The sequence below is a fragment of the Endozoicomonas sp. NE40 genome, assembly GCF_040549045.1.
Lineage (GTDB): Bacteria > Pseudomonadota > Gammaproteobacteria > Pseudomonadales > Endozoicomonadaceae > Endozoicomonas_A > Endozoicomonas_A lisbonensis.
This window is the reverse complement of sequence record NZ_JBEWTB010000002.1, coordinates 2,001,360-2,013,088: the sequence shown is the minus strand read 5'-3', so window position 1 is coordinate 2,013,088 and position 11,729 is coordinate 2,001,360. Positions and strand designations below refer to the sequence as shown.

The window sequence follows — 11,729 nt, the reverse complement described above, 5'->3', positions numbered from 1 at the left end:
GATGCGATCTTGAAAGACTTGCTGAATCTACTCAAGACCCAGGGCCAAACTGACGAGTTTGACTCTATTCGTATCGGTCTGGCTTCCCCAGAGATGGTACGTTCCTGGTCTTACGGCGAAGTAAAAAAGCCGGAAACCATTAATTACCGTACGTTCAAGCCTGAGCGTGACGGTCTGTTCTGTGCCAAAATTTTTGGCCCGGTAAAAGATTATGAGTGCCTGTGCGGTAAGTACAAGCGCCTGAAGCACCGCGGTGTTATCTGTGAGAAGTGTGGCGTAGAAGTTGCACTGGCAAAAGTACGTCGTGACCGCATGGGTCACATCGAACTGGCCAGCCCGGTTGCCCACATCTGGTTCCTGAAGTCCCTGCCATCCCGTATCGGTTTGCTGCTGGACATGACCCTGCGCGACATCGAACGTGTACTCTATTTTGAGTCTTACGTGGTTGTTGATCCGGGTATGACAACGCTGGAAAAGAACCAGCTGCTGTCTGACGAACAATACTATGAAGCTCTGGAAGAGTTCGGCGACGACTTTGACGCACGCATGGGTGCGGAAGCGATCAAAGCCCTGCTGAACGATATCGACCTGGGTGAAGAAGTGGAAATGTTGCGTGAAGAGATTCCGCAGACTAACTCTGAAACCAAACTGAAGAAACTGTCCAAGCGTCTGAAGCTGGTTGAAGCGTTCCACAAATCCGGTAACAACCCGGAGTGGATGATTCTGACCGTTCTGCCGGTTCTGCCGCCAGATCTGCGTCCTCTGGTACCTCTGGATGGCGGTCGTTTCGCGACGTCTGACCTGAACGATCTGTACCGTCGCGTAATCAACCGTAACAATCGTCTGAAGCGTCTGCTCGACCTGAACGCGCCTGACATCATTGTCCGCAACGAAAAGCGTATGCTGCAGGAATCTGTAGACGCGCTGCTGGATAACGGTCGTCGTGGTCGTGCGATCACCGGTTCTAACAAGCGTCCTCTGAAATCCCTGGCTGACATGATCAAGGGTAAGCAGGGTCGTTTCCGTCAGAACCTGCTGGGTAAACGTGTAGACTACTCCGGTCGTTCTGTAATCACCGTAGGTCCTACCCTGCGTCTGCACCAGTGTGGTCTTCCTAAGAAGATGGCTCTGGAACTGTTCAAGCCGTTCATCTTCGGTAAGCTGGAAGCCAAAGGTCTGGCGACCACTATCAAGGCTGCCAAGAAGATGGTTGAGCGTGAAACACCTGAGGTGTGGGACGTTCTGGCTGACGTGATCCGTGAACACCCAGTTATGCTGAACCGTGCGCCAACTCTGCACCGTCTCGGTATCCAGGCGTTCGAACCGGTTCTGATCGAAGGTAAAGCGATTCAACTGCACCCACTGGTGTGTGCGGCGTACAACGCTGACTTCGACGGTGACCAGATGGCGGTACACGTACCACTAACTCTGGAAGCCCAGCTGGAAGCCCGTGCTCTGATGATGTCTACCAACAACATCCTGGCACCTGCGAACGGCGAACCTATTATCGTACCTTCCCAGGACGTTGTACTGGGTCTGTACTACATCACCCGAGAGCGTATCAACGCCAAGGGTGAAGGCATGGCATTCGTGGACATCCGCGAAGTGATGCGCGCTTACCGTACCGGCGCTGTTGAGCTGCACGCTCGCGTTAAAGTACGTGTCAGCGAAAAATACAAAGACGACGATGGTGTAGAACACGCACGCACCTTCCTGGCTGACACCACTGTGGGTCGTATGATTCTCTGGGAAATCGTTCCTGAGGGTCTGCCGTTCTCACTGGTTAACCAGACCATGAAGAAGAAGGCGATTTCCGGCCTGCTGAATGCGAGCTACCGTCGTGTTGGTCTGAAAGAAACCGTTATCTTTGCTGACCAGATGCTGTACCTCGGCTTCAACTACGCGACCCTGTCTGGTGCGTCCATCGGTGTGAACGACTTCGTTATCCCTGATAACAAGAAGGACATCATCCGTGACGCCAACGAAGAAGTTCGCGAGATCGAAAACCAGTTTGCTTCCGGTCTGGTAACAGCGGGCGAGAAGTACAACAAGGTAATCGACATCTGGTCCCGTGCCAACGAAATGCTGGCCAAGTCCATGATGGACAACCTGAAGTCCGACACCGTTCTGAACAAACAGGGCGAAGAGGAAGAGCAGGAATCCTTCAACAGCGTTTATATGATGGCGGACTCCGGTGCTCGTGGTAGTGCCGCACAGATTCGTCAGCTGGCTGGGATGCGTGGTCTGATGGCCAAGCCAGACGGCTCCATCATCGAAACGCCTATTACCGCGAACTTCCGTGAAGGTCTGAACGTACTGCAGTACTTCATCTCTACCCACGGTGCTCGTAAGGGTCTGGCGGATACCGCTCTGAAGACTGCGAACTCCGGTTACCTGACCCGTCGTCTGGTCGACGTGGCGCAGGATCTGGTCGTGACTGAAGACGATTGTGGTACCACCAACGGTCTGATGATGACTCCGCACATCGAAGGCGGTGACGTTGTTGAACCTCTGGGTGAGCGTATCCTGGGTCGTGTGGTGGCTCTGGACGTATTCAAGCCAGGCACCGAAGACGAGATCGCTATTCCAGCCGGTACCCTGATCGACGAAGCATGGGTTAAGCGTCTGGAAGGTATGAACGTCGATGAAATGAAAGTACGTTCTCCAATCAGCTGTGACACCCGTCACGGTATCTGTGCCAAGTGCTATGGCCGTGACCTGGGTCGCGGACACCTGGTTAACAAGGGTGAGGCTGTTGGTGTTATCGCTGCTCAGTCTATCGGTGAGCCTGGTACACAGCTGACTATGCGTACCTTCCACATCGGTGGTGCTGCGTCTCGTAACGCTGCTCAGGACAACATTACTGTTAAGAACAAGGGTGTTGCCCGTCTGCTGAACATGAAGTCTGTTGAGCGTAAAGACGGAACTCTGGTTTCTGTCAGCCGTTCCGGTCAGCTGGCGATTGCCGACGAGTTTGGTCGTGAGCGTGAGCGTTACAAGCTGCCTTATGGTGCTGTTGTATCCGTTAAGGAAGACGCTGAAGTATCTTCCGGTCAGGTGGTAGCGAAGTGGGACCCACACACGCACCCAATCGTGACTGAACTGTCCGGTACCGTTAAGTTCCTGGGCTTTGAAGAAGGCATTACCGTTAAGACCCAGACTGATGAGCTGACCGGTCTGTCCAACATCGAAGTGATGGATCCGAAGGATCGTCCTTCTGCTGGTAAGGATATCCGTCCTGCAATCCAGCTGCTGGATGCCAACGGTAAAGAGCTGAAGCTGCCTAACACTGACGTACCTGCGCAGTACTTCCTGCCAGCAAACGCTCTGGTGAACCTGGCTGACGGCGCGACTGTAGAAGTGGGTGATATCGTTGCCCGTATTCCACAGCAGTCCGGCGGTAACAAGGACATCACCGGTGGTCTGCCACGAGTGGCCGACCTGTTTGAAGCACGTAAGCCGAAAGAACACTCTATCCTGGCTGAAATTACCGGTACCATCGGTTTCGGTAAGGAGACCAAGGGTAAGAAGCGTCTGGTGATCACTCCTAACGACGGTAGCGATCCGTACGAGGAACTGATTCCTAAATGGCGTAACCTGAACGTGTTCGAGGGTGAGCAGGTCACCAAAGGTGAGGTAATCTCCGACGGTCCTACCAACCCGCACGACGTTTTGCGCCTGCTGGGTGTGGGTGAGCTGGCTCGCTACATCGTTAACGAAATCCAGGACGTATACCGTCTGCAGGGTGTAAAGATTAACGATAAGCACATCGAGACCATTCTGCGCCAGATGCTGCGCAAGGTTGAGATTGCTGACACGGGTGACTCCACGCTGATCCGTGGTGACCAGACTGAGTATACGACTGTACTGGAAGAGAACGATCGTCTGATTGCTGAAGACAAGTTCCCTGCCAAGTTCGAGCGTGTACTGCTGGGTATTACCAAAGCGTCTCTGGCAACAGAGTCCTTCATCTCTGCGGCTTCCTTCCAGGAGACCACACGAGTTCTGACTGAAGCTGCGGTAACCGGTAAGCGTGATTACCTGCGCGGTCTGAAGGAAAACGTTGTTGTTGGTCGTCTGATTCCGGCTGGTACCGGTCTTGCTTACCACGCTGAGCGTAAGAAAGGTCGCGAAGAGCCAGAATTTGAAGCACCAGTTAAAGTGTCTGCTTCTGAAGTGGAAGCTGCACTGTCTGAAGCGCTTAACTTCGGCGAAGTGTGATAAAAAGTGTAATCAACTGCGTGCGCCTTTGGGCGCACCGTTGAACGCATGCAAAAGGCTGCTCATGTTGAGTGGCCTTTTTTGTGCGCAGTCCTATACTCTACACTTCTCTCAATATAAAAATTCCCTCTTAAATACTCAGTCGTCTATGGGCTGCTGTCGTTAATCCCTTCTTAATGCTTGTCAGGCAACGTTATGTCGGTACCTAACTGGGAAGGTCAGGTTTGGAAAAGCAAGGCAACCTTTATTCTGGCCGCCTCTGGTGCTGCAATTGGTCTGGCTAATCTATGGCGTTTTCCCTACATTGCTAGTGAATATGGCGGTAGTGCTTTTATTATTGTTTACCTGCTGTGTGTATTATTTCTGAGTGTACCGCTACTGATTGCTGAAGTTAGCCTGGGGCGCTACTCCCGCAGTAACCCTATAACTGCAATGAGTTATCTGGCTCGTCATGCCGGTGTTTCGCGTGCGTGGGTGAGTATTGGCGTTATAGGCGTTGTCATCAGCCTTATTATCCTGTCTTTTTACAGCGTTATTGGCGGCTGGGCGATGTATTACACATTTGAGTCGTTTGCTGGCACCTTTGCAGGGATGAGTGCTACAAGTGTTTGTGACCATTTTGATAATATGATTAGCAGTCCGGTCACGATGATTATCTGGCATTCATTGTTTATCCTGGCTTCCTGTGTGATTGTTGGTCTCGGTATTTATAAAGGGCTTGAAAATGGCCTCAGGCTAATAATGCCTGCACTGTTTCTCCTTATGCTGCTGATGCTTGTGTACGCTATCACTCAAACCAGCCAGTTTGGCCGGGCTGTGGAATTTATGTTCAAGCCCGACTTCAGCAAACTGACGACTGATGGAGTGGTTGCAGCGACAGGTCAGGCGTTTTTTACGCTGGGGCCTGGGCTTTGCATGATGATGACTTACGGTTCTTACATTTCAAAAGAAAACAACGTGCTGACCTCTTGCATGAGTATTGCCGCTTTGGACACTCTTGCCGCTATTTTGGCAGGCCTTTTTATTTTTCCGATTGTGTTTGAATTTGGTATGGAAGCCAGGTCCGGTCCGGGCCTGCTGTTTGTTTCCATGACAACTGCGATTTCAAGAGCTGCTTTTGGTGATGTGCTGGGTGGTGCGATTTTTATACTGGTTGCCCTTGCAGCGTTGAGTTCTGCTATTTCCATGCTGGAGCCTGCTGTAGCCTGGCTGCATGAGCGCTTTGGTATAAGCCGGCCTGTAGTAACCGGTGCAACGGGTTGTCTGGTCTGGTTGGTGGGACTTGGCAGTGTGTTCTCATTCAACATCTGGTCAGGTGAAGATTATCGATGGTTTGGGAAAACATTCTTTAATCTGCTTGTTTACCTGACCACCAATCTGATGATGCCATTAAACGGCATTCTTATTGCTATTTTTGCAGGTTGGAAGATGGGGCGTACCCGTATGATCCGGTCACTTGAGCTGCCTAATGCCCAGTTCACCCTCTGGAGGTTTTTAACCAGCGTTCTGGCTCCCGCAGTGATTATGGTCATACTTCTCGTAGCCCTTGCTCCTCTCCTGAAGTATTAGCCATTTTTCAGGGACCCAGTTTCCAGAGCTGTATGGGAAGCTGATAATAACGGACGACTTTTTGCAGTCGTTCCCAGTGCTGTTGGTCGAATTCTGAGTTCAGAATCAACACAATCCCCGCTTTTTTGCCTGTCAACATGGCGTAGTCCAGCGACTGGCCAATCGCCTCCTGCCATTTGCTGGCGAAATCCATTTCAATAGCATATTGCTCTGTCAGGCAGTCGACCCTGCGGCCATCCGGCATGCGCTGCTCAATCTTGCCACCTCTGCCTTCACACCAGACTTTCTGATACCAGATTTCCCCTGGGCGGGAGGCGCTGCTAAGGCTTGATGTATATAAAAGAATGCAGAAGAACAGAGAGGCTTTTGGCATAGGGTTCATCCTGTGAACTGTCATTAACAGTGTAGGATGAAGTGTGCGGTAAACAGGAAGCAGAGGGACCTGCTTCCTGAAGAGAAACCCTGTAACCGTTACAGGATTACATTTTTGATGTCATCGTCTTTACGATCCAGGTAATGAGTTGACTGGATACGACGGATAGTGCGTGAACGACCACGAACCACCAGGGTTTCAGTCTGGGCAATATTGCCTTTGCGGGAAATGCCTTCCAGCAGGTCACCTTTGGTGATACCGGTGGCAGAGAAAACAACATTGTCTGAGCTTGCCATATCTTCCAGCTTCAGAAGAATGCCGGTTTCTATGCCCATTTCCGCACAACGCTTGCGTTCCAGTTCGCCTGCTTTCACGTTCTCTTCAGACGCGCCTTTGGCTTCGTCGCGGGTAACCAGACGACCCTGCATATCACCACCCAGGGCGCGGATAACGGCCGCTGATACAACGCCTTCCGGAGCACCACCCACGCAGTACATCATGTCGACTTCGCTGTCCGGCATGCAGGTCAGGATGGAGGCAGCAACGTCTCCGTCAGGGATGGCGAAAACCTTAACGCCCATCTTCTGCATCATGGCAATAGCGCTGTCATGGCGAGGCTTGGCCAGGGTGATGACGGTCAGGCTTTCAATAGATTTGTGCAGGGCGGCAGCAACATTGCGGATGTTTTCTGCTAGTCCAAGGTTCAGGTCAATGGCACCTTTGGCACCCGGTCCAGTGACCAGCTTCTCCATATACATATCAGGGGCTTTCAGGAAAGAACCTTTTTCACCAGCTGCCAGCACGGCTACGGCGTTGTTCTGGCCCATGGCGGTCATGCGGGTGCCTTCAATAGGATCTACGGCGATATCAACGCTCTCGCCGTGGCCTTTGCCGACTTTTTCGCCGATGAAGAGCATAGGGGCTTCATCGATCTCGCCTTCACCGATGACGATCTCCCCGTCCATCTCAACCTTGTTCAGCATGGCGCGCATAGCTTCTACGGCGGCACCGTCCGCAGCGTTTTTATCGCCTCGTCCCAGCCACTTGTAGCCAGCCAGGGCTGCAGCTTCAGTTACACGGGAAAACTCAATAGCCAGTTCGCGTTTCATGGGCTTTTCGCAAGTCAAAAGTGGATAACGGCGGGACTTTACCACAAGTGTTGCCGTTTTGGGGGTTAATTAGGCAGAAAGCGTGATAACCGCTGATATGAACTAAATAATGATACGCCTGTCATAGGTATAAGTTATTGGATTGACGGGTTTTGATCCATTGGTCAAGGATAAGTGGAAATCGTTGATTTCACAGGGTTCTTTATCAGCACTGGATTAATAAGGGTTATTGACTTGGGAAAGGAGTTCCTGAATATGCGTACACCGATAGATTTTCTGCTAACAGAGATTGCTGTAAAGAATTACAGTAAAAATTGGCAAGAACTCAATGATAAACAAAAAGCGGAGCTTGAGGGACATGTAGTGACTCAGGCGAAAAAAGGTTCTGAGTACAACTTCGTTAAGCCGAAAGCGGGAACATTCTATGGCAGGCACGTTGTAGCTGGTGAAGACGTGGCTGCAGACAGTATAACCTCCTATATCAAGAAGTTTGTCAATGACTACTCCCAGTTTGCCCTTGATGTCGGTGTAACAATCCAACTTCCTGATCGTACTGTAAAAGCAGAATGTCCAGTTTCCGAGTTATCTCAGTGGAAGCAGGAGGTTCAGCAGTGGGCCTCTGCACACAACGGTGATGCCCTTGAAATTGCAAGGGACGCATGCCGAGACTTGAATAATAATGCTGAAAAAATAAGTATCACCGAAGATGAGGCGACTCCGAAAAAACTCTCTGGTCATCAGAAGAGCATCGAAAGAAAGGTGTTCAGAGCCCTGGCTGCAGGTCGTGAAGCGTTTGGGCAATTAGATGACATTGCTCAATACCTGAATCGCAGCGCTTCCAAACTTAAAGACAATGTTAAGCCAGGTGATTCGAAATATCATATTCGTGATATGTATCTTAAAGCGACAGAAAAAGGTCAAAAACTGGCTGAGAGTGTTGAGAAATTAAACATTGACCTTGAGATGAACAAATATGCTTCATTATTAGAGCAACTGTCTGATCTTGAGCTGTCTGTGCCGAAGGATGAAGAAATAGAAGGCGCGGCTGACCTGCGAGCTGAGCGAAATGCGTTTGCCAGGTTTAATGAGCATGCAAAAGAATTAATTTCTCAGTTTCCGGCAGGTGAGAAAGGTGTTGGCAAAGCCAAACAGCTAATGTTGAGCGTCCTGGAGCCCGCTCATAATAACGTAATACTCAGGCTTAATGCCGTTTGTGAGCAGTTGTTAAATGCTCAGATTGAAGCGGCCCACAGGGAAAAGCGCACAATCAAAACCCCCATTCCGCATATTCTCAATCAGCTGGCTATGAGGTTTGAGGTTGAGCAAGAAAACGGCCAAAAGGCTAACTCTAAAAGTCCTGACTACCAGGGACAATCAAGGATCACAGGCTTTGATGATCTTTCAAAGACAATGCAGGAAAGCCTTATGGGGAAAGTTGCTGCATTACACAGAACGAATGAATACGGTGCTGTGTATTCTTTTGATGATGCTGGTTTTGGTATCAGGGCTGTAGAGGGGGCTGATACACTGGTTCATTCTGTTCAGACAAATGTAACTAATGCAATTAACGACATAAACGCTCTGGCTAAAGCAGCAGGGTTTAAGGAAAGAGTTCCCCCTTTACCAGACACCAAACGTTATCTGGTGTCAGAGCTGGTTGATCTTAATGAGAGTCTGGCTGACTGGGCTACCGAGAATCCGCATTTGATGGATCTGAATGAGCTTCAGGGCGGATTAAAACAGCTGGCTTCGTGCAAGTCATCAGACCCTGATACTGCCAAAGGTGTCTATAAAAACATTGATGAACATCTAAACAAGGTCATCATCGCCTGTGTTGATGCTGGGGGTAGTGCAATCGACATGCTTGATGATCTAAGTAATAAGGCAGTAGCCTGGGCAAAAGATGGGAGCAAACAGGCTAAACCAACCTGTGACTACGTAGCTCAGAAAGCGAGAGAGCAGGCTGAATCAATGAGACGCTTGCAGCGCATGCAGGTGGGTGAAAGAGCTTTGTTGCCTGATCAGCTCACTGGTAAGCAGTTTGTTGCAGCTATTGCTGCTCTGGAGCCTCTGTTTGAATGTGCTGCTGACGATAGCGTTGCAATTGATCAGCTGGATAAATTGTACTTCGAAGCAGCTCAGACTCTCAGTGACTCAGGCGTTAAATGTGCTGATATACCTTCAGTTATTGAGGGTTACAGCTCCGGTGCCCGAGCCACTGCAAAAGCAAGAATGAAAGAGCTGACTGATTTTATGACCCAGAGTGAAGCTGCTCATGGTAGTGAGAGTGATAAACTCAGGGCTGCCCGGGGTTTTGCTTCTATTATTCCGTCTGTTTCATCTTGCCCGGTTCCTAAAGCGCCTGTTGATGAGAAGAAAGACGTTCCGCCACCTCCTCCGGTTGCTGTTGGTGCTCCACCGCCTCCGCCTCCACCACCTCCCGTGGGCATGGTAGCTGTTGACAATAAACCACCAGGGGTATCTGGGCAAAAGCCTAAGCCGAAATCCATTGTCACAACATCATCGACTTCTCCCCGGGGACTGGCAGGGTTCGATCCTGCAAAAGTGAAGCTTAGGAAAACCGGCAGTGACACAGCGGGTGAGATTCGAGCCACTCAAAAAAATGTTAACTCTGAAGGCGATTTATTCGCTGAGATCAGGAAAGGGATAAAGTTAAAGAGAGTAAATGATTCCGGTACCTCTCCTGAACAGTCAGCTCAGCCCGAAGGAGAAGATCAGAAAAATAAAAAAAGACAGGCTGAAAAGAAAATGCTCGATAATCAGCTGAGCAGACTTGAAGCTGAAGTCGAACATCTGAAAGATCTTTTAAAGGTAGAGCATGATGATTCGCGTGTGGTCAAAGGCTACAAGCAGAAGCTGACTAATGCGCAAGAGAAAATAAAGCATTTTTATCTACAGAATCCGGGGTTTGAAAAAGGTCCTTTGACAGCTAAGCAGCTTGCAATACCTGAGAAGAGTGATGATACGGCTCTTGTCACAGCACTAAAGAATAGGGTTGGTGGTATTCATGGCAATAGTGGTTCAGAGGGGTCTGACAATGAAGATAATGATGGAAGTTGGACTGACGATGAATATTAAATAAAACCCCGCCAATAAAAAAATGCCGGCATTGCCCGGCATTTTTTTATTGTAAATCAAATTGTTAAAAAATAGCGCAAAAAGCAACCTCAATGGTTAGTCTCCGAGCTGTAAACTTTGAATACCGATACTTGACGCCATTTCCCCCTTTCCGTACAATTTCGCAGCTTTATTTTACCCTTGGTCTATGATCGATCAGGGGTGGCTCTGGCCGGTTTTATGCCGGCTTTTGCTGTTTGAAGACCGAATTAAACCTGTGCAATCCTCTGGTGCAGCAAAAATTCGACCTCAAAATAGCTCGAATAGAAACAATTGGAGTCTGCTGAATGGCAACTATTAACCAGCTGGTGCGTAAGCCACGCAAGCGCAAGGTCAAGAAGACCGACGTTCCTGCGCTGCAAGCTTGCCCACAGCGTCGCGGTGTTTGTACTCGCGTATACACTACTACTCCTAAGAAGCCTAACTCTGCGCTGCGTAAAGTATGTCGTGTGCGTCTGACTAACGGTTTCGAAGTGACTTCCTACATCGGTGGTGAAGGTCACAACCTGCAGGAACACTCCGTTGTTCTGATCCGTGGCGGTCGAGTAAAAGACTTGCCAGGTGTTCGTTACCACACTGTTCGCGGTAGCCTGGACACCCAGGGTGTTAACGATCGTAAGCAGGGTCGTTCCAAGTACGGTACTAAGAAGCCTAAGTCTTAAGTTTCTGCTTAAGACTGTCGGTTTAGCCGTCTAAAAGGGCTGAGTGCTCTTTTATTGAGAGATTTGTGCGCTGCTTTTTTGCAGAAGGCACACAGAGTTTAACAGTAGGTTGATAAGAGTAAGGCCGGAACTATTCCGGACTGCCTGAAGACCGAAATGAGGGCTTATCAATGCCAAGAAGACGCGTAGTCGCTAAGCGCGACGTGCTGCCAGATCCTAAGTTTGGTAACAAAACCCTGACCAAGTTCATCAACCACGTGATGATCTCCGGTAAGAAATCTGTTGCTGAAAAGATCGTATACGGTGCTCTGGACAAAGTTCAGGAGCGCACTAACAAGGATCCACTGGAGCAATTCGAGAAAGCTCTGGAATCCATCGCGCCAATGGTAGAAGTAAAATCCCGCCGTGTGGGTGGTGCTACTTACCAGGTGCCTGTAGAGGTTCGTCCAGCTCGTCGTACTGCCCTGGCAATGCGCTGGCTGGTAGACGCGGCACGTAAGCGTGGCGAGAAGTCTATGGAACTGCGCCTTGCTGGCGAACTGCTGGACGCAGCCGAGAATAAAGGTGCTGCTGTCAAGAAGCGTGAAGACGTACACCGCATGGCTGAAGCGAACAAGGCGTTCTCTCACTACCGTTTCTAAGTATCAGAGGATTGAG

7 protein-coding genes are annotated in these 11,729 nt (G+C 49.9%); 5 read left to right on the top strand and 2 right to left on the bottom strand.

All coding sequences use genetic code 11. From position 1 onward, the window contains the following. Window positions 1–9: 9 nt before the first annotated feature. Both rpoC and V5J35_RS10050 read left to right on the top strand, forming a co-directional pair. Complete coding sequence (rpoC, locus tag V5J35_RS10055; protein WP_354011098.1) at window positions 10–4,221, top strand: DNA-directed RNA polymerase subunit beta'; 4,212 nt, start codon at window positions 10–12, stop codon at window positions 4,219–4,221. 195 nt (window positions 4,222–4,416) lie between these two features. After that, the gene (locus V5J35_RS10050) at window positions 4,417–5,790 is read left to right on the top strand and encodes a sodium-dependent transporter (RefSeq protein ID WP_354011097.1); all 1,374 of its coding nucleotides are present in this window, start codon (window positions 4,417–4,419) and stop codon (window positions 5,788–5,790) included. Between the two features lie 7 nt (window positions 5,791–5,797). Here the strand turns inward: V5J35_RS10050 and V5J35_RS10045 are convergent, their stop codons facing one another. After that, on the bottom strand, window positions 5,798–6,163 hold the full coding sequence (locus tag V5J35_RS10045) for a hypothetical protein (protein ID WP_354011096.1): 366 nt from the start codon (window positions 6,161–6,163) through the stop codon (window positions 5,798–5,800). Between the two features lie 98 nt (window positions 6,164–6,261). Further along, on the bottom strand, window positions 6,262–7,272 hold the full coding sequence (glpX, locus tag V5J35_RS10040) for a class II fructose-bisphosphatase (protein ID WP_354011095.1): 1,011 nt from the start codon (window positions 7,270–7,272) through the stop codon (window positions 6,262–6,264). Between the two features lie 255 nt (window positions 7,273–7,527). Here glpX and V5J35_RS10035 point away from each other — a divergent pair, with 255 nt between their 5' ends. The 3 genes from V5J35_RS10035 (at window position 7,528) to rpsG (ending at window position 11,713) form a co-directional block, all read left to right on the top strand. Beyond that, a complete protein-coding gene (locus tag V5J35_RS10035) occupies window positions 7,528–10,371 on the top strand; it encodes a hypothetical protein (protein ID WP_354011094.1) in 2,844 nt (947 codons plus the stop codon). A 326-nt stretch (window positions 10,372–10,697) separates the two neighbouring features. Further along, window positions 10,698–11,072 carry a 30S ribosomal protein S12 gene (gene rpsL / locus V5J35_RS10030; RefSeq protein ID WP_034841716.1) on the top strand — a complete coding sequence of 125 codons (375 nt, stop codon included), beginning with the start codon at window positions 10,698–10,700 and terminating at the stop codon, window positions 11,070–11,072. A gap of 170 nt (window positions 11,073–11,242) precedes the next feature. After that, complete coding sequence (gene rpsG / locus V5J35_RS10025) at window positions 11,243–11,713, top strand: 30S ribosomal protein S7 (protein ID WP_354011093.1); 471 nt, start codon at window positions 11,243–11,245, stop codon at window positions 11,711–11,713. Window positions 11,714–11,729: the final 16 nt, after the last annotated feature.

Coding starts and splice junctions, on each gene's coding strand:
- V5J35_RS10050 (WP_354011097.1), top strand. CDS start 4,417: ATGTCGGTACCTAACTGGGAAGGTCAGGTTTGGAAAAGCAAGGCAACC.
- V5J35_RS10045 (WP_354011096.1), bottom strand. CDS start 6,163: ATGCCAAAAGCCTCTCTGTTCTTCTGCATTCTTTTATATACATCAAGC.
- glpX (WP_354011095.1), bottom strand. CDS start 7,272: ATGAAACGCGAACTGGCTATTGAGTTTTCCCGTGTAACTGAAGCTGCA.
- V5J35_RS10035 (WP_354011094.1), top strand. CDS start 7,528: ATGCGTACACCGATAGATTTTCTGCTAACAGAGATTGCTGTAAAGAAT.
- rpsL (WP_034841716.1), top strand. CDS start 10,698: ATGGCAACTATTAACCAGCTGGTGCGTAAGCCACGCAAGCGCAAGGTC.
- rpsG (WP_354011093.1), top strand. CDS start 11,243: ATGCCAAGAAGACGCGTAGTCGCTAAGCGCGACGTGCTGCCAGATCCT.